Raw genomic sequence first — 25430 nt, forward strand, 5'->3', positions numbered from 1 at the left:
CTCGAACTTCCCGGCGTCCCCGATACTCGACCTATACTTCGACTATCCGAGCGGGAACGGGCCAGCGGGAGTCGTCGCGGAAGAGCTCGGCCAGCCCTGCGGCCGAGTCGTCGAAGTAGAAGTGGCCGCCGGGTTGGACGACCGCGTCGAACGGGCCGATGGTGAGCTCCTGCCACCGCTGGACGTCGGCGAGCGACACCGAGGCGTCGGTGTCCCCGGCGATCGCGGTGACCGGACAGGTCAGCGGTGCGGCGGCGAGGTACCGGTAGGTCTCGATCATCCGGAAGTCGTTGCGCAGTGCCGGAAGCGAGAGTTGCCACAGGTCGTCGTCCTCCAGGAGCGCCGCGCCGGCGCCACCGAGGGAACGGACGTAGTCGCGGATCTCCTCGTCGGCGAAGTCGGTGGTGCGCCTGTGGTGTGCCGGTGGTGCGTCGCAGGCCGAGACGTACAGCCTCGCCAGCCGGGACGGGAACCTGGGCTGAAGACGTCTGGCCACCTCGAACGCCACGGTGGCACCCATGCTGTGCCCGAAGAACGCGGTCGGCCGGATCAGCCGAGGTTCGATCTCGTCCGCGATCCACCTGGCGAGCGAGGGGATGTTCTCCGGCAGCGGGTCGCCGAACCGGTCCTGACGTCCCGGGTACTGCACGGCCACGACCTCGGTGGTGGGGCCGACGAGCTCGGCCCAGCCGCGGAACGCACTCGCCGCGCCGCCCGCGTGGGGGAAGCACACCAGCTGGCGTGGTGCCTGCGGCCGGGGCAGGAAGGAGCGGAAGGACTTCACTGCTCCTCCACGGTGATGGGCAGGCGCTTGAGGAACCGGAAGTTGATGCTCTCCAGCCACGCGGGTGAGGAGTCCACCAGCGTCAGCGAAGAGAACCGTTGCAACAGACGGGAGATCGCGATCTCGATCTCGGCCAGGGCGAGCGAAGCACCGAGGCAGTAGTGGATGCCGTGCCCGAACGACAGGTGGTCGTGTGCTTTCCGGGTCACGTCCAGCAGGTCGGGAGACTCGTACCGCAGCGGGTCGCGGTTGCCGGCGCCGAGCACCAGCGCGACGGACTGGTCGCGTTCGATCCGGTGCCCGGCGATCTCGACGTCCTCCAGGGCGACGCGGCTGGTGAACTGCACGGAGCTGTCGTAGCGCATGAACTCGTGCGCGGCGTTGGCGGCGAGCGACGGCTGGTCGCGCAACAGGGTCTGCTGGTCCGGGTGCTCGACCAGGGCGAGCACGGCGTTGCCGATCAGGTGTGTGGTCGTCGCCTGGCCCGCGTCGATGAGCAGCAGGAAGTTCGCGAAGATCTCGTCCTCCGTGTACTCGTCGCGTGCGAGCTGACCGGAGACCATCTTCGTGAACAGGTCGGTGCCGGTGCCGTCGCGGCGGGCTTGGGCGCCCTCGTCGAACAGCCCGCGCAGTGCGGCGATCCGCGGCACCTCCCTGCGGGACTGGGTGAAGAACTCGTGCAGCAGTCCCTGCCAGCTCTCCAGCAGGTGCGCGCCGCGTTCGGGAACGCCCGCGAGCTGGGTGATCACGTCACGGGTCAGCGGTTCGGAGAAGTCCGCGATCACGTCCATCCCGCCGCGCTCCGCGGCCTCGTCGAGCAGCTCGTCGACCCGCGCGGTGATCACGGAGCGGATCTCCTTGATGAACCGCGGTGTCAGGCCGGGACGCAACAGCTGCCGCAGCCGGGTGTGCCGGGGCGGTTCGTTGAACAGCATCATGGGCGCCAGGGCGTCCTTCAGCGTCGCCAGCCCGGTGCGGGCGCTGGCGGGGAGCTGCTCGTAGAACGACTCGATCCGCGCACCGGACAGCCGCGGGTCCTTGGACAGCTGGGTGATCTCCTGGTGGCCCAGCACGATCCAGGTGCGCATCCACTCGTCCCAGTGCACCGGACCGAGCTCGCGCAGCCGCCGGTAGAGCGGGTACGGGTCGGTTTGCCCGTACTGGCTGAACAGGCTCGGCGTCTCGATCGACTTCGTCACGTGCTCACTCCTTCGCGGTACTGCGTGGTGCGGATGACGGGCGTGAGCCAGGCGGTCACGGCCAACAGGGCCATCACGGCGCTCACACCGAGCACGGTGCTGCCGACGCTCAGCGAGGCCAGCAGGAATCCGGCGGTCAGCGCGCCGAACGAGTTCGCGCCCGAGCTGAGCAGTCCGGCCACGCTGCCGACCCTGCCCTGCATCTCGTCGGGGGTGACCTGCACCTGGTACACGCCCGCCATCACGTTGATCAGCGCACCGGCGAACGACATTCCCGCGAACACCGCGCCGAGCAGCACCGGGTTCGCGGTCAGCGCGATCAACGGCATGAACGCCGCCCACACGGCGAACACGACGATGATCACCACGCCGGGCCGGAGCCTGCGCACGAACCAGGACCCGCTCATCGCGCCGAGCACGCCACCGACACCGGACGCCGCGCCGATGACACCGATCACGGCGGGAGAGCCGCCGTGGTTCTTGATCGTCACGGCGAGGCTCAGCGACAGGATCTGGAACAGGATGTTGGTGCAGCCCACCAGCAGCACGGCGGACCGCAGGAACCGTTGCCGCAGCAGCCATCCGACGCCCTCGGCGATCTCGGCCCGCACATCGCGCCGCCCGCTCTCGCGCGTGGTCTGGAACTCCTTGCGGATCAACAGCAAGGTGACCAACGCGATGAGGTGACCGATCGCGGTGAAGACGAACGGTGCCCAGCGCACCAACGCGAACAGCGCACTGCCGAGCGGCTGGCCGAGCAGGCCCGCGGCACGGCTGCGTGCCTCGTTCTGGGACAGCGCGGCCGGCAGGTGCTCGGGACGCACGACGTTGCGCACCGCCGCGCGTTCGGAGAGGCGGTAGAAGATCTGCGCGCTGCCCTCCAGGAACGCGACGACGAGCAGGTGCGGCAACCACAACGTCCCGAACAGCAACGAGATCGCCACGCTGCCGATCGACACGAACGACACGGCGTCGCAGACGATCATCACGCGGCGCCGGTCCCAGCGGTCGACGAACACCCCGGCGGGCAGCTGGAGCAGCAGCATCGGCAGCAGCGCCGCGAAGCCGACGAGCCCGGCCTGGACGGGCGATCCGCCGTACCAGATCATCAGCAACGGATACGTGACGCTGGTGATCGTGCCGCCCAGCGCGGAGATCCCCGCGCCCGCCCACAGCAGCCGGAAGTCCCGGTTGTGCCGCAGCGGCCGCGTCTCCGTGACGCTCACAGATCACCGTCGAGCAGCGAGGTGTACTTCTTGATCACGCTCGCACCCGCGTCCGAGTTCGTCAGCGCCACGAAGCCGGTGCCCTGACCGATGCGGCACATGGCCATCGCGTGGTAGCCGCCGCCCGTGCCACCGTGCCCGAACTGGACGTCCGTGCCGAAGTCGTCGACGACGACACCGAGGCCGTAAGCGGTGTGCCTGTGTTGCGGCGTCAGCATCTCCCGGGCCAGCTCCCGTGGCAGCAATCCGCCTGGTTCGCCGAGGTACGACTTCCGGATCTCCAGCAGGAACACGGCCAGATCGGTCGAGGTCGTCCAGAGACCGGCCGCGGCCTCGTCGGGCCACAACAGCCAGCCGCCGTCGATCGGGCGGCCTTCCTCGTCGTGTCCGGGCGCCACGTCCCTGCCGTCCGGGAACGTGTGGCCGAACCCGCTGTTCGTCATGCCGAGCGGGGTGAACACCAGGTCGCGCATCAGCTCGGCGAACGATCGCCCGGTGACGTCGACGAGCAGTTGCTGCACCACCGAGTAGTGGATGTTGGCCTTGCGGAACAGGGTTCCCGGTGGCACCCCCAGCCTGGTCGCCGCCAGCAACTCGACGAGCGCCGGCACCTCCTTGCCACGGGGATGTCCGGTACTCGGTGTCGGCTCCAGCCCGGACATGTGGCTGAGCAGGTGCCGCAACGTCATGGACGCGGGCGCGGACCACCCGGTCAGGTAGCCGTTGACGTCCTCGTCGAGGTCAAGAACTCCCTGCTCCACCAGGCGCAACACGGCGAACGCGGTCACCGGCTTGCTCAGCGAACCGACCTGGAAGATCGTGTCCGTGGTCACCTCGCCCCTGATCCGCACCTCGGCCAGCGCACCGTTCCTGATGACCGCGATGCTCGCACCGGGCACATCGCCCGGTACCTCGATCCGGGCGGGCCTGGCGCGGTCGATCGCGGACGCCACGGCGGCGAGGCTGTCGTCCTGGTACATCGTCAGCAGCGACAACGTCCTGCCCGTGCGCCGGGCGGCGGCGATCACCCCGAACACCAGGATCGAATGCCCGCCCAACTCGAAGAACCGGTCCAGGCCACCGACCCGTTCGACGCCGAGCAGCTCGCTCCAGAGGTCCGCCAGCCACTGCTCGGTGTCCGTGATCGGTTCCTGGTAGGGCCGCAGCGCGAACGACTCGCCGTCCGGTGCGGGCAACGCGCGCCGATCGAGCTTTCCGTTGGCGGTCAGCGGGATCTGGTCGATCCACACGAACGCGGCCGGGACCATGTGCGCGGGCAGCCGTTCGGACGACCACCCGCGCAGCTCCTGCTGTTCGCCCACGACGTAGGCGATCAGCCGTTGCCCGTCGAGGACGACGCGCACGTCGTCGACCCGCTGGGCGAGCAGTGCCTCGATCTCGCCGAGCTCCACCCGGAACCCGCGGATCTTCACCTGCCCGTCGCCGCGGCCCAGGAAGTCGAGATCGCCGGACGGCAGCACCCGCGCCAGGTCACCGGTGCGGTACAGCCGGGAGCCGGGAGCACCGAAGGGATCCGGGACGAACCGATCGGCCGTCATCTCCGGCTGACCCAGATAACCGCGGGCCACACCGGTTCCACCGACGTACAGCTCACCCGGCACGCCGGGAAGCACCGGCTCCAGCCAGGAATCCAGCACGTAGCTGGTCACGCCGGGCAACGGCGTGCCGATCGGCACCACGCCGCCGTCGTGGCCGGGCGGAACCGTGAACTCGTTGGACGTCACCGTGATCTCGGTGGGCCCGTAGGAGTTCACCACCCGGCCGTCGACCAGCGCGCGGGCCTCGGCGACCACGTGACCGGAAACGGCCTCGCCACCGACCACCAGGTCCCTCGCCAGCACGCCGCTCACCTGACCGGTGACCAGCTCGAGGTGGCTGCGCGTCAGCTCGATGAAGTCGAACGGTCCGTGCTCCGCGAGCCACGAGCCCAGCGCGTCGAGGTCCAGGTCCCGTGGTGCCACGGACAACGGCAGCCCCGAGGTCAGCGGTCCGTACACATTGGACACGACCATGTCGTACGCGATCGAGGCGAACAGCGGTGCGCCCCGGTCGACCAGGTACTCCGAACCCACGTACGACAGGAAGTTGGCCAGGCCCCGGTGCGTGACCTGCACGCCCTTGGGACGGCCGGTCGACCCGGACGTGTAGATGACGTACGCCAGCCGGTCGAGGTCGGTGCTGCGCACGGGTGCGTCGGCCGGGAGGTCGTCGAGCGGCTCGACGTCGACCACCAGCCGGTGTCCGCCGAAGTCCACCGCCCACACCGACTCGGTGACCAGCGCGGCGCAGTCGCGCAGCATCTCGGTCAGCCGCACCGGCGGGAACGAAGGGTCGAGCGGGACGTAGGCCGCGCCCGTCTTCCACACCCCCAGCAGCGACGCCACGAGATCCACGCCCCTGCCGACGAGCACGCCGACGACCGACTCTGTGCCCACTCCCGCCGCGCGCAACCGGTGCGCGATGCGGTTCGCCCGCGCATCGAGCGCCGCGTAGGACACCGCGGTGCCGTCGTAGATCACCGCCGGCGCATCTGGCGTGGCAGCAACGTGTTCCTCGAACCTGTCGAGAGCGCAGCTGGTCATCGACGAGGCCGGTCCGGCCGGCAGCGCGAGTGAACCGGCGGGCAGGAGCGCCTGTCGCGCGTCGCCGTCGACGTCCGCGACGATCGCCTCCAGCACCGCCCGGTACATCTCCGCCAGCCGTTCGCCGTTCGCCCTGCTGACGAAGGCCGAGTCGCAGGCGAGGAACAGGCAGGCGTCGGACGCGGTGACGGCCAGTGGGAACTCGTCGCGGCTGAAGCCCTCGGTCGGGTCACCCGCGACGTCGAGCGTGCCGAAGTCCTCGTAGCTGAAGTACACCTGCACGAGACGGCCACCGCCGGCGAGGTCGTGCTGGATCGCGGGCATCGGGAAGTGCCGGTGCGGCCACGCTTCCAGTTCACGGTCGAACACCTGCCGGACGAGACCGGCCCACGTGGGCGCGGACAGCTCCACCGGGAACGGCACGGTGTTGAGGTGGGTGCCGTACACCCGGTCGCCGCCGTCGGGACGGCAGTGGGTCACGAGCCCCGAGCAGAACCGCCGCGCGGACGTCAGTCGGCTCAGCACCTTGAGGTGCGCGGCCAGCAACACGCTCTTGACCGACACACCGATCCTGGACGCGGCCTCCCTGACGGGCAGGTCGTCGAGCGGCACCCGGAGCTGGTAGCCGTCTCCGGCCTCACCCCAGCCGTCCGGCAGCGTGAACCGCTCGTACCCGTCGACGACGCCCCGCCAGTACGCACGGTCCTCAGTGGACTCCAGAGCGCGCAGCTCGGCGGCGACGGTGTCGGCGTACCGCAGCACCGGAGGGGTGAAGGCGGGCAGGTCGGCACCGTCGCGCAACGCTCGGTAGGTCTCCAGCAGTTCGGAGCGCAGCGTGTTGAACGTCCAGCCGTCGATGACCACGTGCGACTGGGTGATCGTGAGCTGCCACTCCCCACCCGCCAGCCGGTGCACGCACACCCTCAGCAAAGGCGCCTGGGCGTGTGGGATCAGGGTCTCGCTCTCGGCACGCAACGCCGCGCGGACAACGGCGTCCGCATCAGCGGCCGTGGTCAGGTCGACGACCTTCAACGGCACCTCGGCGGATGCGTGCACGAGCTGCATCGGCACGGAGAACCGTTCGGTGTCCACCGACGTCCGCAGCGCGTCGTGCCGTGCGACCAGGATTTCCAGCGTCCGGTGCAGCGCGTCCCGCGAGAACGGCTCCTCCGCGCCGATCCGCACCGACGCCACCCGGTGGTAGCTGCGCGGGCCGTCCCCGGACAGCATCTCGGCGAGCATGCCGGTCTGCGTCTGGGTCAACGGGTAGGCGTCGACGAGACCGGACGGCACCAGCTCGCGGTCGGCGGCGGACAGCAGTGAGAACGGCGCAACCGGCTCCACCGCGGCGGTTCCGGACGAGCGGGCGAGCAGCGCCGAGATCGTCTGGTGCCGCAACACGTCGAGCGCGGTCACCAGCACACCGGCCGCCCGCATGTCGCCCACGATCATCACCGCGCGGATCGAGTCGCCGCCGAGGTCGAAGAACCCGTCGGCCAGACCGACCCGGTCGACCCCGAGCACCTGGCGCCAGATCGCGGCGACCCGTTCCTCGAGCGGTGTCACGGGAGCGACGAAGTCCGCGCCCGCGAACGCGCCCCGGTCAGGAGCCGGCAACGCCCGCTTGTCCAGCTTCCCGTTGGGCGTGAGCGGAATGCGGTCGATCACGGGGTACGCGGCGGGGATCATGTAGTCGGGCAACGACTGCCCGAGCCACGCCCGCAGCTCGCCGGGATCCAGCTCACCGGCGGGGACGACGTAGCCGACGAGGCTCTCGTCCCGCAGGACGACCACCGCCTCACGCACACTCGGGTGCCCGAGCAGCGCCGTCTCGATCTCACCCAGCTCGACCCGGTAACCGCGGATCTTGATCTGGTCGTCGGCACGCCCGGCGAACTCCAGGCTGCCGTCCGGCCGGCGCACGGCCAGGTCACCGCTGCGGTACAGGCGGGAACCGGGCGCGCCGAAGGGATCCGGCACGAACCGTTCGGCCGTGAGCTCCGGCCGGTTCAGGTAACCCCGTGCCACACCGGGACCGCCGACGTGGATCTCGCCGCGCGTCCCGACCGGCACGAGGTTGCCGTACGCGTCCAGCAGGTGCACGGTCAGGTCGCTCAACGGCCTGCCGATCGGGTTCCCCGCGCCGGGCACGGTGTCGCGCTTGGCCAGCCGGTGGTACGTGGTGTGCACCGTCGTCTCGGTGATGCCGTACATGTTGACCAGCGCGACCCTGCCGAGACCGACGCGCTCGATCCACGGTCGCAGCTCGGCGATCTCGAGCTTCTCACCGGCGAAGACCACGGCCCGCAGGGCCAGCCTGCCGATGCGCTCGTCACCGTCGGCGGCGGCCGCCACGATCGAGCGGAACGCCGAGGGAGTCTGGCTGAGCACGGTGACCCTGTTGTCCACCAACAGGTCGAGGAAGTCTTCGGGCGAGCGGGTGACCTCCCGTGGCACCACCACGAGCGTTCCGCCGTGCAGCAGAGCGCCCCACATCTCGAACACCGACACGTCGAACGCGTACGAGTGGAACATCGACCACACGTCGGACTCGTCGAACGCGTAGTGCTCCTGCGCGGTCTCCATCAACCGCACGACGTTGGCGTGCGTGAGGCACACGCCCTTGGGTTTGCCCGTCGACCCGGACGTGTAGATCGTGTAGATGAGGTTGTCCGGCACCGACACGCGAACAGGATTGGTCTCTGGCCCGTCGGGCAGCTCGCTCAACATCGACGAGGTCACGACGACGGAGACTCCGGCATCGTCCTGCACGTACCGCAACCGCTCCGGCGGGTTCACCGGATCCAACGGCAGGTAACCCGCACCGGACTTCAACACGCCCAGCAGCGCCGGCAACAGATCCGGACCACGCTCCAGGCACACACCGACCAGCTGCTCCGGGCCGGCACCGAGCCCGCGCAGATGATGCGCCAACCGGTTCGCCCGCGCGTTCAGCTCCGCGTACGTCAGCGACACGTCACCCGCGACGACCGCGACCGCGTCCGGAGTGCGCTCGACCTGCGCCTCGAACAGCTCGTGCACGCAGGACGTGACGAGCCCGGCGGACGCCGTGCCCCTCGTCGCCTGCTCCAGCAACCGCTCGCGCTCTCCGTGCGGCAGGTGCACCGCGCGGGCGTCACCGTCCACATCGGACGCCATGGCCTCCAGCACCGAGCGGTACATCCCGGCGAGGCGTTCGGTGTTGGCGCGGCTGAGGACCCGCTCGTGCGAGTTCACCCAGAGCCGGTCGCCCCGGTTGAAGATCGACAGGTCGAACTCGTTGGGACCGATGTTCATCCGCGTCCCGGTGGCCACCCTGTCGGTGTCGACCTGGTGGAAGTCGAGGTAGTTGAACAGCACGTTGATCAGGCGTCCGCCGCCCCACTCGTGCTGCACCGCGGGCATCGGGTAACGCCGGTGCGCCCACAGTTCGACCTCACGCGAGAACACCTGCGTGACGAGCTCGCGCCACGTCCGCGCGCTGCGGTCGACACCCATCGGCAACGTGTTGAGGTACATGCCGGGCACCCGGTCCGCACCGACCGTCTCCGGACGCACGTCGCACACCAGGCCCGTGTGGTACGCGGGTTCGTCGGTGACCTGCCCCATCACCTTCAGGTGCGCGGCCAGCAGCACGCTCTTCATCGACACGCCGGCCGTTGCCGCGAGCGATCGCAGCGACTCGCCGAGGTCCTCGAACGGCACCTCGACGTACACGCGCTCGTCGGAGTCGCCCGCCCACTCCGGCGGCATCGAAACCGGGACCTGCGAGGTCGTGACGTCCCGCCAGTACGCGCGGTCGGCGTCGGACCGCAGCGCGGCCAGCTCTCCCGCGATGGTGTCGGCGAAGCGCACCCGCGGCCGGTCGTACGGCGCGGGTTCCTGGCCGTCGCGGATCGCCCGGTAGACGTCCAGCAGCTCCATCAGGAGCAGGTGGTAGCTCCAGCCCTCGGTGATCGCGTGCGACTGGGTGAACGTCACCCACCACGCGTCGTCGCTCTCGACGTGCGCGATGATCCGCATGAGCGGCGCCCGTGCCACGTCGAACAGGGCGGCACGCTGTTCCGCGGCGAGCTCCTGCCGGACGCGGCCCAGGTCCTCTTCGGACAGTCCGCGCACGTCCCTGAGCTCGACGGGGAGGTCCACCGCCCGGTGCACCAGCTGCAGCGGCACGGAGAAACCCGTGAGCCGGAACGACGTCCGCAGCACCTCGTGCCGGTCGGCGAGAACCCGGGCCGCCGCCTCCAGCGCGGCGGGCACGAGCGGCTCGGGTTCGGTGACCCGGAACGTGTTGATGATGTGGTACGGGTGGCGGCCGTCGTCGGCCAGCATCTCGATGATCATGCCGAGCTGCGTGCGGCCCACCGGGTAGGCGTCCACCACGTCCTCGGGCAACGCGGCCCGGTCGTCGGCGGAGATCAGCTCGAACGGTGCGACGAACACGTCCTCGCTCGCCACGTCACGGCCGGAGATCATCCGGCACAGGCTCTCCACCGTGCGTGCCTCGAAGACGTCGCGCACGGCGACGTCGAACCCGTCCGCACGCAACGCGCCGACCAGTGCGACGGCACGGATCGAGTCACCGCCGAGGTCGAAGAACCCGTCTCGCACGCCGACCCGTTCCAGCCCGAGCGACGTGCGCCAGATCTCGGCGACGCGCGCCTCCACCGGTGTGCGCGGCGCGAGGTACTCACCACGGGCGAACGCGTCGTCACCGGGAGCGGGCAGCGCCTTGCGGTCCTGCTTCCCGTTGGGCGTCAACGGGAACTCGTCCATCAGCACGAACGCCGCGGGCACCATGTAGTCGGGCAGCGTGGCGGCGAGCCGGTCGCGCAGCGTCTCGCGGGACACCTCGGCGACCGCCGTGTAGTAGGCGACGAGCCGGTCGTCGCGCACCATCACCAGCGCCTGTCCGACCTCGTCGGCCGCGGCCAGTTCGGCCTCGATCTCGCCGAGCTCGATCCGGTGCCCGCGCACCTTGACCTGGTCGTCGATCCTGCCGAGGAAGTCCAGCGCACCGTCGGGCCGCCAGCTCACCAGGTCGCCGGTGCGGTAGAGCCGCGTTCCCGCAGGCCCGAAGGGGTCCGGGACGAACCGCTCTGCCGTGAGGCCGGGCCGGTTCAGGTAGCCGCGACCGACACCGAGGCCGCCGACGAACAGCTCACCGGCGACACCGGCCGGCACCGGCTCCAGCCGGGCGTCCAGCACGTACAGCCGGGTGTTGCGGATGGACTCGCCGATCGGGACCCTGTGCCCGCGCAGCTCACCGGACAGGAACGCGTGCGTCACGTCGTCCGAGCACTCGGTCGGGCCGTAGGCGTTGACCAGCGGGATGCGCGGGAACCTCTCGAACCACTGCGTGCACAGCTCCCGCGGCAGCGCCTCGCCGGTGACCATCAGCCACCGCAGGTGCGGCAGGGCGGGCGTGGACCTGGCCTGCAAAGCGGTGCGCAGCAGGGACGGCACGACCTCCAGCACAGAGATCCGCTCGCGCGCGGTCACGCCGAACAGCGCGTCCGGGTCGAGCGCGGTGTGCGCGTCGACCACCCGCACCACGCCACCGACGACCAGCGGCGCCAGCATCTGCCACACCGAGATGTCGAACGTGGGCGAGGCGTTCTGCACCACGCTGTCGGCCGCGGTGAGACCGAGGTCCTCGATCTTGGCGAGCAGGTGGTTGCCCATCCCGCCGCGCCGGACCATCACGCCCTTGGGACGGCCGGTCGAGCCGGACGTGTAGATGACGTACGCCAGGTTGTCCGGCGTCGCCCGCGCGACCGGGTTGTCCGAGGACTGGGCAGACCACTCCCCTGCCTCGTCGACCAGCACCGTGCGCTCGTGCGACACGGTGTCCAGCAACGGCTTCCGCGTGATCAGCAGCCTCGCGTCCGCGTCGGCGAGCATGAAACCCAGTCGCGCGGACGGGGTCTCCGGGTCGAGCGGCAGGTAGGCGCCGCCCGCCTTGAGCACGGCGAGCACGGCGGTGATCAGCTCGGGGGACCGTTCGAGGCAGATCCCGACCAGCACCTCGGGGCCCACGCCCAGTTCGGTGAGGTGCCGGGACAGCCGGTTCACCTCGGCGTTGAGGTCGCCGTAGGTCGTGGCGCGGTCGTCGGCGGTCAGGGCGATCTCGTCCGGGGTGAGCGCGGCCCAGCGTTCGAACTCGTGCGTCACGCACAGGTCCACCGGTTCGCGCTCGGTCGAGGACGCCTCGATGAGCAACCGCCTCCGCTCACCGGAGGGCAGGTAGGTCACGCGGGCGTCGCCGTCGGGGTCGGCGACCATCGCGTCGAGCACCGCCCGGTACATCTCGGCGAGCCGCTGACCGTCCTCACGGGACAGCACCTGCGTGTTCGTGGTCAGGTTCAACCGGTTCGGACGGCAGTGCAGCGTCAGGTCGAACTCGGTCTGCGACAACGTGTACCGGGACTCGACGTCCGGTCCCGCCGACTCCTCCTTCTGCAGGTCCACGTAGTTGAACGCCACGTCCACCAGCCGTCCGCCACGCCACTCGCGCTGGATCGCGGGCATCGGGTACCGGCGGTGCGGCCACAGTCCCACCTCGCGGTCGAACACCCCCAGCACGAGCTCGCGCCACGTCCGCGCGGAGCGGTCCGCCGCGAACGGCACGGTGTTGAGGTGCATGCCGTACACCCGGTCCGCACCGAGCAGCTCAGGCCGCGCGTCGCACACCAGACCGACGTGGTACGCCGGCGCCTCCGTCAGCTGGCCCATCACCTTGACGTGCGCCGCCAGCAGGATGCTCTTCACCGAGACGTGCAGCTCGGTCGCCAGGGCGGTGAGGCAGGCCTCGATGTCGTCGAGCGGCACGCGCACGTCGTAGCTCTCGCCCGGTTCCTCGCCACGCCACGACTCGGGCAGCGACACCGGGGTGTGCGTGTTCACGACGTCACGCCAGTAGGAGATGTCCTCTTCGGACTCCAGTGACGCCAGCTCGGCGGCGATGTAGTCGGCGTACCGGACCTCGGGCGCGGTGTACGGCGCGGGCGCGACACCCGAACGCAGCCGCCGGTAGCAGTCGATCAGCTCGGCCAGCAGCCAGTTGTGGCTCCAGCCCTCGGTGACCGCGTGCGGGCGGCAGAGCGACAGCCACCAGCCCTCGTCGTCCGTGACGTGGGCGGCGACCCGCAGCAGCGGCGCCCTGTCCAGCTCGAAGCGCGAGTTCCGTTGCTGGACCAGCGATTCCATCAACGCGTCGTCGTCGCGGCCGTGCAGGTCGTGGACCGTCACCGGGACGTCCACGACGCCACGCACGACCTGCATCGGCACCGAGTACGTGTACAGGTCGAACGACGTCCGCAGCATGTCGTGCCGTGACACGACGATCCGCGTCGCTTCCCGCAGCGCGTCCGCGGAGAACGGCCCGTCGTCGGTGATCCGGTACGACACGAAGCTGCGGTAGGTGTCGACGCCGGTCAGCATCTCGACCACCATGCCGGTCTGCACCAGCGACATCGGGTAGGCGTCGACGACACCGTCCGGCAGCTTCTCCCGGTCCGCGGCACCGATCAGCTCGAACGGCTCGACCGGACCGCGCGTGCCGGTGAGACCGTCCCTGCCGGCCAGCACCGCAGCCAGGCCGCTCACCGTGCGGTGTTCGAAGACCTCGGGCACCGAGACGTCCAGGCCGCCCGCCCGCAGTGCGCCGACCAGCCGCACCGCACGGATCGAGTCGCCGCCCAGCTCGAAGAAGCCGTCGTGCACACCCACCCGGTCCACGCCGAGCACGTCACGCCAGACCGAGCTGATCCGCTCCTCGACGGGGTTGCGCGGTGCCACGTAGTCCGTGCGGGCGAACGCGTCCTGGTCGGGGTCGGGCAACGCGCGCTGGTCGAGCTTCCCGTTGGCGGTCAGCGGAATCGACTCGATCGCGACGAACGCCGACGGCACCATGTAGTCCGGCAGGGCGCTGGCGAGCGTCTCACGCAGGTCGTCCGGAGCCTCGGGCACCACGTACGCGACGAGCCGTTCGTCGCGGGCGATCACCACCGCGTCCCGGACACCGGGGTGCGCGGCGAGCGCGACCTCGATCTCCCCCAACTCGATCCGGTAGCCGCGGATCTTCACCTGGTGGTCGAGGCGGCCGAGGAAGTCGAGGCTGCCGTCCGCCCGGCGGCGAGCCAGGTCACCGCTGCGGTACAGACGGGAACCCGGCGCGCCGAACGGATCCGGCACGAACCGTTCGGCCGTCAGCTCCGGCCGGTTCAGGTACCCACGCGCCACACCCGGACCACCGACGTGGATCTCGCCCGGCACACCGATCGGCACGAGATGACCGGAACTGTCGAGCAGGTGCACCGACAGGTCGTGCAACGGCCTGCCGATCGCGTTGCCCGACACCAGATCCGCCTCGGTGACCCGGTGGTAGGTCGTGTGCACCGTGGTCTCGGTGATGCCGTACATGTTGACCAGCGCGACCCGTTCGAGTCCCACGCGGTCGATCCACGGCCGCAGCTCGGCCATCTCGAGCTTCTCACCCGCGAAGATCACCGCCCGCACCGCGAGCCGGTCGATCCTCGGGTCGTCCGCGTTGGTGACGATCGAGCGGAACGCCGACGGAGTCTGGCTGAGCACGGTGACCCCGTTGTCCACCAACAGGTCGAGGAAGTCCTCCGGCGAGCGGGTGACCTCCCGTGGCACCACCACGAGCGTTCCGCCGTGCAGCAACGCGCCCCACATCTCGAACACCGACACGTCGAACGCGTACGAGTGGAACATCGACCACACGTCCGACTCGTCGAACGCGTAGTGCTCCTGCGCGGTCTCCATCAACCGCACGACGTTGGCGTGCGTGAGGCACACACCCTTGGGTTTGCCCGTCGACCCGGACGTGTAGATCGTGTAGATGGCGTTGTCCGGCACGGAGATCCGCGACGGGTTCGTGTCCGGTCCCTCGGACAGTTCGCTCAACGTGGACGACGTCACGACGACGGAAACTCCGGCATCGTCCTGCACGTACCGCAACCGCTCCGGCGGGTTCACCGGATCCAACGGCACGTAGCCCGCACCGGACTTCAGCACGCCCAGCAGCGCCGGCAGCAGGTCGGGGCCGCGTTCCAGGGACACACCGACCAGTGACTCGGGACCGACACCGAGCCCGCGCAGGTGATGCGCCAACCGGTTCGCCCGCGCGTTCAGCTCCGCGTACGTCAGCGACACGTCACCCGCGACGACCGCGACCGCGTCCGGAGTGCGCTCGACCTGCGCCTCGAACAGCTCGTGCACACACGCCGTCACGGGCACCGGGCTCGTCTCGCCCAGTTCACGCAGCCACGTCCGTTCGGCCGCGGGCAGGTAGACCTCCAGCGCATCACCGTCCACATCGGACGCCATGGCCTCCAGCACCACCCGGAACATCGTGGCGACGCGGTCGGCGTTGGCCTGGCTGAGCACGTGCGAGTTGGTGCTGATGCTCAGCAGGCCGCCCAGCGAGGTGATGGCCAGCGCGAACTCGTTGGGGGCGTCGTTGAAGCCCCAGCCGTCCTCGGCGACGCCGGAGTCGAGCCGGTGGAAGTCGAGGAACCCGAAGAACACGTCGACGAGCCGGTCGGCACCCCTGCGGATGGCGGGCATCGGGTAGTGCCGGTGCGCCCAGGCCTCGATCTCGCGATCGGACACCTGACGCACGAGCTCCCGCCACGTGCGCGCCGTGCGATCCGCGGGGAACGGCAGCGTGTTGAGGAAGTTGCCGTACAACCGGTCGGCGCCGGACGCCTCCGGCCGGGAGTGCGTGACCAGCCCGACGTGGAACGCGGGCTCGTCGGTCAGCTGGCTCATCACCTTGAGGTACGCGGCCACCAGCACGCTCTTCATCGACACCTTGGCCGAGGCGGCCAGCGTGCGCAGCCCGTCCGCGAGGTCGCCGAAGTCGATTCCGGCACGCACGGTCTCGCGCGGCTGCGTCAGGTCGCCGTGCCAGCCGGCCGGAATCGTGAACTTGGCGTGCTCGTCGACCAACTGCCGCCAGTACGCACCGTCCTCTTCGGACTCCAGCGCGGCCAGCTCGGCTGCGACGAAGTCCGCGTACCGCACGGGCACGGGCTCGTGGCGTTCGGCGTCCAGGTCGTCCCGCACGCGGCGGTAGCACTCCACCAGCTCCATCAGGAAGAGCTGGTTGCTCCAGCCGTCCATCACCGCGTGGTTCTGGGTGAACGAGCACAGCCACTCGTCGTCGGCCATGACGTGCGCGAAGACCCGCAGCAGCGGTGATCCGGCGGACAGGTCGAACACGTCGGCCCGCTCGGCGGCCACGAAGTCCGACACCTCTGCCCGGCGTTGCCGCACCTCCAGCGAGCGCAGGTCGCGCCAGCCCGTCGGCGTCGCGGCGCCGGCGTGCACGAGCTGCATCGGCACCGAGAAGTCGGTGAGGTGCACCGAGGTGCGCAACACGTCGTGCCGGGCGACGACGATCTCCACGGCCCGTTCGAACGCCGAGAAGTCGAACGGCCGGTCGTCGTGCACCACGTACACGTTGACGTTGTGGTAGTTGCTGCGGCCGGTGTCGGCCAGCATCTCGACCAGCATGCCGGTCTGCACCTGCGACAGGGGGTACGCGTCGGTGGTTCCGGCGGGCAGGGCGGCCCGGTCGGTGTCCGAGATCAGGGCGTACGGCGGGACGAACTCCTCCGCCGCGGCCGCGTCCCGTCCGGACAGCTGTGCGCACAGCGCGGCGATCGTGCGGTGTTCGAAGACGTCCTTCACCGACACGTCGAGGCCGGCCCCGCGCAGGGCACCGATCAACGCCACGGCGCGGATCGAGTCGCCGCCGAGCTCGAAGAAGTCGTCGTGCACGCCCAGGACGTCCGATCCCAGGACGTCGGACCACACCGCCGCGACCCGCTCCTCGAGCGGAGTGCGCGGCGCCACGACGGTGGCTCGCGCGAACGCGTCCTCACCTGGCGCGGGCAGTGCGGTGCGGTCGAGCTTTCCGTTGGCGTTCAACGGGATGGCGTCGAGCGGCACGAAGGCGGACGGCACCATGTACGCGGGCAGCACGGGCTCGAGCCGGGCCCGCAGCTCGACGGGGTCGGGAGTCTGCTCGGCGACCAGGTAGGCGACGAGCTGCTTCTCGCCGGGGTTGTCCTCGCGCAGCACGACCCGCACGTCCGTGATGCGCGGGTCCTCGGCGATCCTGGCCTCGATCTCGCCGAGCTCGACCCGGTAGCCGCGAATCTTGACCTGGCCGTCGCCGCGACCGAGGAAGTCGACGTCACCGGACGGCAGCACCCGCACGACGTCACCGCTGCGGTACAGCCGCGCACCGGGAGGACCGTAGGGGTCGGGCAGGAAGCGCTCGGCGGTGAGCTCCGGCCGGTCGGCGTACCCGCGCGCGACACCGGCGCCACCGACGTACAGCTCACCCGGCACACCGACCGGTACCGGCTCCAGCCGCCGGTCCAGCACGTACATCGTCACGTTCGGCAGAGGCCGCCCGATGGGCTGGATCTCCGCGGTGACCGGCCCTTCGACCGGGTGGATGCACGTGCCGACCGACGTCTCGGTGGGCCCGTACTCGTTGACCAGCCGGACGTCCGGGGCGAGCTCCTGCCACGCCGTCACCACGCGGCGCGTCAACGCCTCGCCCGCGACGACCAGCACGGAGGCGAGCCCGTTCGCCTGCTCCGGTGTGAGCTGGTGCGTCAGCACCTCCAGGTGAGCGGGCGTGAGCTTGATGAAGCTGTACGGCACGGTTCGCGCCAGGTACGCGCCCAACGCCCCGAGGTCGGTGTCCTGCGGCACCATGTGCACCGCCTGCCCCGCGAGAACCGGAGCCCACAGGTTCGGCACCACCAGGTCGAACGCGATGGACGAGAACAGCGGCGCGCCACCGGTTCCCTGCGACGCGAGCTCTTCCACGGCCCAGCGCACGTGGTTCACCAGGCCGCGGTGCGGCACCTGGACGCCCTTGGGCCGCCCGGTCGAGCCGGACGTGTAGATCACGTACGCGAGCCGGTCGAGGTCCGCGACCCGCTCGGGCGGGCTCGTCGGCAGGTCCGAGACGTCGTCGACGTCCACGACCAGTGTCCGGCCGTCGAAGTCGCCGAGGTGCGCCGACTGCGTGACGAGCACGGCGGCATCGGCGTCGGCGAGCATGCCGGTGACGCGACCGGACGGGAACGACGGGTCCATCGGCAGGTACGCGCCACCCGCCTTCCACACGCCCAGCAGGCACGCGAGCAGCTCGACCCCGCGGTCGAGCAGGACACCGACGACCGACTCCGTGCCGACGCCCATCGCCCGCAGCTGGTGCGCGTACTGGTTGGCCAGCACGTCCAGCTCCACGTAGGTCAGCCGCCGGTCGCCTGCGACGACCGCGATCGCGTCCGGCGTGCGGACGACCTGCTGTTCGAAGAGCTCGTAGGTGCACAGCTGCACCGGCGGCACCGGGTTCACCGCCCACTCGCCGAGCGTCAGCGCGCGTTCCTCGTCGCCGATGAACGTCTTCTGCGCGTCCCGCAACGGATCGGCGGCCATGTCCGCGAGCACCGCCCGGAACATCGCCGCGATGCGCTCGGTGTTCGCGAGGCTCAGCGACAGCGAGCTCGCGGTGAGGAAGATGTGCTTGTTGCGCGAGGAGATCGTGAGGGGGAACTCGGTGGGGCTGTCGTCGATGCCGACGGCCGCGTCCACGAGGTCCGTGTCGACCTGGCGGAAGTCCTGGTAGTTGAAGAAGACGTCGATCAGGCGTTGCGCGTCACCGAGCTCGCGTTGCACCGCCGGCAAGGGGTACCTGCGGTGTGCCCACGACTCGACCTCCTGCGCGAACACCTGCCGCACCAGGTCGAGCCACGTGCTCGCACCGCGGTCGAACGGCAGCGGGAGCGTGTTGAGGTACATGCCGAACACCCGGTCCGCGCCGAGCACCTCCGGCCGCACGTCGTAGACCAGCCCGCCGTGGAACGACGGTGCGTCGGTCAGCTGGCTCATCACCTTCAGGTAGGCCGACAGCATGACGCTCTTCAGCGAGGCCTTGGCGGTCGCGGCGAGCGAGCGCAGCCCGGTCTCCAGGTCGTCCCACGGGATCCGCACGTGGTGAGTGGTGCGCGGGGTGTCCGGGTCGTCGCCCCAGCCGGTGGGCAGCGTGACCTTCGGGTACCGGGTGACGACGTCACGCCAGTAGGCACCGTCCACACCGGACGCGAGCGACTCCAGCTCGGCGGCGACGGAGTCGGCGAACCGGACGTCCGGCCGGTCGTACGGCTCGGGTTCGACGCCGTCGCGCAGGGCGCGGTAGAGCCGGAGCAGCTCCATCAGCAACGAGTGGTAGCTCCACCCCTCCATCACCGGGTGGCACTCGGTGATGGAGATCCACCAGTTGTCGGTGCCGGTGAGGTGCGCGTGGAAGCGCATCAGCGTCGGTGCGGTGAGGTCGAACGGCGTGGCCCGTTGTTCCCGCACGAAGTCCTGCAACGACGCCATCTGCCCGTCGGCGTCGAGGTGGCTGATGTCGCGCTGCCCGACCGGCATCGTCGCGGTGGCGTGCACCAGCTGCAGCGGCACCGAGTAGTCGGTGAGGTGCACCGAGGTGCGCAGCATGTCGTGCCGCTGCACGACGATCTCGGCGGCGCGCTCGAACGCCTCCCAGGAGAACGGCCTGTCGTCGAGGATCCGGAAGCACGAGCAGTTGTGGTAGTTGTTCGAGGTGTCGTCGGCCAGCATCTCGATGACCATGCCGGTCTGGATCTGCGACAACGGGTACGCGTCGACGACACCGTCCGGCAGTGCCGCGCGGTCGGACTCGGAGATCAGCGAGAACGGCTGCACCAGGGCCTGGTCCGCGGCGGACAACGCCGTACGTCCGGTGATCAGCTCGCACAGCTCGGCCACGGTCCGGCGGTCGAACACGTCGCGCACCGCGAGGTCGAAACCCTCCGCCCGCAGCGCACCCACGAGCGCGACGGCGCGGATCGAGTCGCCGCCGAGGTCGAAGAAGCTGTCGTGCACGCCGACCCGTTCGACCTCCAGCGCGGTGGCCCACACCCCGGCGACCTGTTCCTCGACGGGTGTCCGCGGCGCGACGTACTCCGCGCGGGCGAACGCGTCGAGGTCCGGCGAGGGCAGGGCACGCCGGTCCAGCTTTCCGTTGGGCGTCAGGGGAAACGCGCCGAGCGTGACGAACGCGGCCGGCACCATGTACTCCGGCAGGTCGCGTCCCAGCACCTCACGCAGGTCGGCAGGAGTCTCGTCACCGGACGGCACCACGTACGCGACGAGCCGTTCGTCACGGGCGATCACGACCGCGTCCCGGACACCGGGGTGCGCGGCGAGCGCGACCTCGATCTCCCCCAGCTCGATCCGGTAGCCGCGGATCTTCACCTGGTGGTCGAGGCGGCCGAGGAAGTCGAGGCTGCCGTCCGCCCGGCGGCGAGCCAGGTCACCACTGCGGTAGAGGCGAGAACCCGGCGCGCCGAACGGGTCCGGCACGAACCGTTCGGCCGTGAGCTGCGGCCGGTTCAGGTACCCACGCGCCACACCCGGACCACCGACGTGGATCTCGCCCGGCACACCGATCGGCACGGGGTTGCCGAACGGGTCGAGCAGGTGGACGCGCAGGTCGCTGAGCGGCCGCCCGACGGGGTTGCCCGCCGAGACCGCGAGGTCGCCCTCCTGGACCTCGTAGTACGTCGTGTGCACGGTGGTCTCGGTGATGCCGTACATGTTGGCGAGCACGGGACTCCGCAGACCGCGGCGGGCCACCCACGGCCGCAGCTCCGGCATCTCCAGCTTCTCGCCGGCGAAGATGACCACCTGCACCGCGAGCCGGTCGATCCGCTCGTCACCGTCGGCGGCGGCGGAGACCAGCGAGCGGAACGCCGAGGGCGTCTGGCTCAGCACGGTGACCTCGTTGTCCACCAACAGGTCCAGGAAGTCCTCCGGCGAGCGGGTCACCTCGCGCGGCACCACCACCAGCGTTCCGCCGAACAGCAGCGCGCCCCACATCTCGAACACCGAAACGTCGAACGCGTACGAGTGGAACATCGACCACACGTCGGACTCGCTGAACTCGTAGTGCTCCTGAGCGGTGCGCATGAGGCGCACGACGTTCGCGTGGGTCAGCACGCAGCCCTTGGGCTTGCCCGTCGACCCGGACGTGTAGATCACGTAGATGACGCTGTCCGAAGTGGACGACGACTCGGGGTTCGTCACCGGGCACGACGCCGTCGAGTCCAGGTCGACCAGCACGCCGTCGTGCACGCCTTCGACCAGAGAGCGCGACGACGCGTCGGTCACCACGATCCGCACACCGGCGTCGGCGAGCACGTAGCCCAGCCGGTCAGCCGGGTTCACCGGGTCCAGCGGCACGTAGCCCGCACCGGACTTCAGCACGCCCAGCAGTGCGGGCAGCAGGTCCGCGCCGCGTTCCAGGCAGACACCGACGAGCGACTCCGGACCGACGCCCAGTCCCTGCAGGTGGTGCGCGAGACGGTTGGCGCGCGCGTTGAGCTCCGCGTAGGTCAGCGACACGCCGCCGGCGACGACGGCGACCGCGTCCGGGGTCCGCTCGACCTGCGCCTCGAACAACGCGTGCACGCGGTCGGTCACGGGCTCCACCGCACCCGAGCCGATGACGAACGCGAGCTCGTCGGCGTCGAGGATCTCCAAGCGGGACAACGGAGTCGTGTCGTCGGCCAGCGCGGACTCCAGCAGCCGCACCAGATGGCCCGCCATGCGCCGGACGGTCTCCTCGCCGAACAACGACGTCGCGTACACGAACTGACCGGCGAACGAGCCGTCCGGGAGGTCGTTGACCTGCAGCTCGAGGTCGCACTTCGCGACACGGCCGGTTGCCTCGCGCGGTTCCACCGAGAGGCCGGGCATCGCGAACGGCGCGCCCGCGCGCTCGTGCATGGTGAACGCGATCTGGTACAGCGGGGTGCGGGACATGTCCCGTTCGGGCCGCAGGTCGTCGACCAGCCGGGCGAACGGGACGGCCTGGTGGTCGTAGGCGTCGACGAGCGTGCCGCGGACCTGCTCCACCAGGTCGCCGAACGCCGGGTCGCCGTCCCAGCGCGTGCGCAGCACGAGGTTGTTGATGCCGTACCCGATGAGACCCTGCAACTCCGGGCGCGTCCTGCCGGAGACCGTCGTGCCGACCGGCACGTCCGTCTGCCCGGTGTAGCGGGCGACGAGGGCTTGGAACGCGGCGAGCAGCACGACGAACGGCGTCGCGTCGTGACGCCGGCCCACCTCCCTGATCCGCACGGCCAGGTCGGCGGGCAGCTCGAACGAGACCGCGTCACCCGACGAGTCGCGCACCGGGGGACGTGCGAAGTCGGCGGGCAGGTCCGTGGGCTCCACACCGGCGAGCTGCCGGTGCCAGTAGCCGAGTTGCCGGGACAACGCGGCATCGTCGCGTTGCCACGCCGCGTAGTCCGCGTACTGCGACGACAACGGGGGCAACGGCGACGGTTCCCCGTCCAGGAAAGCCGTGTACAGCGCACTGAGCTCGTCCCCGACGATCCGGGTGGACCAGGCGTCGAACGCGACGTGGTGGAACACGAGGGTCAGGACGTGGTCGTCGTCGGCGAGCCGCAACAACCTCGCGCGGACCGGCCAGTCGTGCTCCAGGTCGAACGGCGTGGTCGCCTCGCCGGCGACGACGGCGTCGGCAGCGTCCACACCGGACACTTCGACCACCGGCAGCCCCAGCGGCACCGGCGGGTCGATCACCTGGACGGGTTCGGTGCCGTCGAGCACGTACCGGGTGCGCAGGATCTCGTGCCGGGCGACGAGATCGGACCACGCCCGCTCGAGCGACCAGGCGTCCAGGGTCCCGCGCAGGCGGAACGCCAACGGCACCAGGTACTCGGCGCTGTCGGGTTCCAGCCGGTTGAGGAACCACATCTGCTGCTGCCCGTGGGACAGCGGCAGCGGCAGGGACCGGTCGGCTCGACCGATGCCCTGCCGCCTGCCGCGCACCCCACCGCTGAGCCGGCGGCGCAGGAGTTCGTCCCTGAGGGCGGCGGTGCCAGTCTGCTCGATCTCGCCGGTGCTCATCTGCCTCGTTCCTCCCGTGCCCGGACGTGCCCAAGATGTCGACGCCGCAGCGAAAGGCGCACTCGGGTACATCCCCGAACGCCGTGTTCGCTGCCGTGAGCGCGTTACTCCGCCGCTGCTTCCGCCATGCGGCGGCGCAGGCTGAGCGGGCGCATGTCCGTCCACACCTCACCGATGTGCGCGAGGCAGTCGGCCCGAGTCCCCTCGGTGCCGTCCGCACGCCATCCGGCGGGCAGGTCCCGGTCGGCAGGCCAGATCGAGTACTGCTCCTCGTCGTTCACGACGACGAGGTAGGTCTGCTTGTCGTCCTGTTCCTCTGCCACGAGAACTCCTCACGCGATCGGTTGGTCGCCTGAAGAGTTCTCGTGGGGCCAATACTGGGTCTATACCCGAACTATCCGCTGGCCGGGCGCGCTTTCCCGGTCGGAAAGCCGTGGCACGTGTGAGAACCGGCCGAGGCCTCCTGGCAGCACCCAGGCCCGTTCACCCAGCAACGCCATGGCGGCGGGCAACAGCACACCGCGCACGATCGTCGCGTCGATCATGATCGCCACGGCCATGCCGACCCCGAGCATCTTGTACTCGATGGCGCTGAGCGTGACGAACACGGCGAACACCGCCGTCATGATCACCGCAGCGCTGGTGACGACGCCCGCGCTGCTGCCGACGCCGCCCACGATCGCGGACCGGGCGTCCGCGCCGCCGGACCAGCGTTCCCTGATCCGGCTGAGGATGAAGATGTGGTAGTCCATGCTCAGGCCGAAGAGCAGCACGAACATGAACAACGGCAACCAGCCGACCACGCCGCCGTAGGACGTGAAGCCCAGCGGTGCGCTCAGGTGCCCGTCCTGGAACACCCAGGTGAGCACGCCGTACGCCGCGCCGATCGACAACAGGTTGAGACCGATCGAGATCAGCGGGATCGCGAGCGCCCGGAACGCCACGACGAGCAGCACGAACGCCAGCGCCAGGACGAAGGCGAACACGATCGGCGTCGTCCTGCGCACCTGGTCGGTGAAGTCGTGGGCGAACGCCGTCTTGCCCGCGACCGCGAACTCGACACCGTCGACGTGTCCGAACGCCGCCGGCAACGCCGTGGTCCTCAGGTGTTCCAACGCCCGGTTGGACTCCTCGTCGGTGCCCGATCCGGCCAGCGGCACCCGGATCACCAGCGCGTCGTCCACCTGTGCCGTGGACATCGGCTCGTGCAACAGGCCACCGCTGGCGGCGATCTGCTGGTGCAGGCCGTCGGCCGCCGCCCGCGCCCCGTCCACGTCGCCCCACACCACGACCTGTGCGGGAGTGGGTGCACCGGGGAACGCCTGCTGCATCCGGATCGCGCCGTCGACGGCCGCCACTGACCTGGGCAGGCTGTTCACCGCCGCGGCGTCCTGCAGCCGCATGTCCACCGCGGGCAAGGCCATCACCACGAGCCCGAGCGCGGCGAGACCACCCCACAACCACGGTCGCCGCACCACCACACGGGCCACCGCCGACCACACCCGCGACTCTCGCACCGTCGTCCGGTGACGGCTCACCCGCAGCTTGTCGATCCACGGCCCCAGCAGGGACAGCAGCGCGGGCAGCGCGGTCACCGAACCGAGCACGGCGAGCCCGACGATCAGGACCGTGCCGACCGTGAGCCCGCGGAAGTTGTCCAGCCCGGTGAACAGCAGCCCCGCCACGCAGAGGATCACCGTCAGCCCGGACACCGCGACGACCCGTCCGGACGTGCGCGCGGTGATCCGCAACGCCTCCGCCACGGTCCTGCCGGCGGCGCGCTCCTCGCGTTCGCGGCGCAGGTAGAACAGCGCGTAGTCGATCCCGACCGCGATCCCGATGAGCAGGATCATCGACGACGTCGCGCTGTTGACCGGGATCCAGTCGCCGATCAGCGCGATGAGGCCGAACGCGGCGGCCACCGTGGTTCCGGCCAGCAGCAACGGAACCGAGGCCGCGACCAGCGAACCGAACACCACCAGCAGGATCAGCGCGGTGATCGGCAGCGAGATGAGCTCCGAGCGCTGGAAGTCGTCCTTCACCGCCTGGTCGACGGCCTTCGCGAGGCTCCGGTCCCCTGCCTGCGCGAGCCGCGCGCCGGGATGACGGGCCGAGGTGTCCGACACCGTCCGCACGACGGTGTCGTAGTGCGCCTTGATCTGCTCGTTCGGCCCGGCGACGTGGAACGTGACGAGCACGGAGCTCCCCGACACCCGCCGGCTCAGGTCGGTGACGGCGTTCGTGCCGCGCAACGCCGACACGAGGTCGTCGGTCGCCGCCTCCCGTGCGGCTCCCTCGACCAGCACGTTCTCCCGCACCGGCGCGTAAGTCCGTTGCCGGTCCAGCACTTCGGTCGCCCGGCCGGTCTCACCGGGATCTCGCGCCGACGCCCCGTCCCCTCCCAGCGCACCGGCCAGCACCGCCACCAGCACCAACATCAACCATCCGGTCACCGCCAGGACGCGGTGCCGGACCGACCACCCGGCCACCCGCTCCACCAGAGCGGCATTCGACCTGCGTGCGCGCAGCATCGACTAAGGTCCTTCCTCGAAGGAGTTTCCTGCAGAGAACTCGCCCTCGGGCGAGAGGTACTTCTTCG

Annotated in this window: 6 protein-coding genes; all 6 read right to left on the reverse strand. The window is 70.3% G+C overall.

The window, feature by feature from the left end:
- Positions 1–31 precede the first annotated feature (31 nt).
- The 6 genes from ACFOWZ_RS06965 to ACFOWZ_RS06990 all read right to left on the reverse strand — a co-directional run bounded on the left by ACFOWZ_RS06965 (position 32) and on the right by ACFOWZ_RS06990 (position 25362).
- Positions 32–784, reverse strand: a complete 753-nt coding sequence (locus ACFOWZ_RS06965; RefSeq protein ID WP_382370327.1) for a thioesterase II family protein — start codon at positions 782–784, stop codon at positions 32–34.
- Positions 781–1983, reverse strand: a complete 1203-nt coding sequence (locus ACFOWZ_RS06970; protein WP_382370329.1) for a cytochrome P450 — start codon at positions 1981–1983, stop codon at positions 781–783. The genes ACFOWZ_RS06965 and ACFOWZ_RS06970 overlap by 4 nt, the downstream gene beginning before the upstream one ends.
- A complete protein-coding gene (locus tag ACFOWZ_RS06975; RefSeq protein ID WP_382370331.1) occupies positions 1980–3209 on the reverse strand; it encodes an MFS transporter in 1230 nt (409 codons plus the stop codon). Before ACFOWZ_RS06975 ends, ACFOWZ_RS06970 begins: the two co-directional genes overlap by 4 nt.
- Positions 3206–22831, reverse strand: coding sequence for an amino acid adenylation domain-containing protein (locus tag ACFOWZ_RS06980; protein ID WP_382370333.1), 19626 nt, complete (start codon positions 22829–22831; stop codon positions 3206–3208). Before ACFOWZ_RS06980 ends, ACFOWZ_RS06975 begins: the two co-directional genes overlap by 4 nt.
- Before the next feature lie 104 nt (positions 22832–22935).
- Entirely contained in the window at positions 22936–23154 is a 219-nt protein-coding gene (locus tag ACFOWZ_RS06985; RefSeq protein ID WP_030469185.1) for an MbtH family protein, read from the reverse strand.
- A gap of 60 nt (positions 23155–23214) precedes the next feature.
- A complete protein-coding gene (locus ACFOWZ_RS06990) occupies positions 23215–25362 on the reverse strand; it encodes an MMPL family transporter (protein WP_382370335.1) in 2148 nt (715 codons plus the stop codon).
- Between the last annotated feature and the right edge of the window lie 68 nt (positions 25363–25430).

This window comes from Lentzea rhizosphaerae, assembly GCF_042649515.1.
Taxonomy (GTDB): domain Bacteria; phylum Actinomycetota; class Actinomycetes; order Mycobacteriales; family Pseudonocardiaceae; genus Lentzea; species Lentzea aerocolonigenes.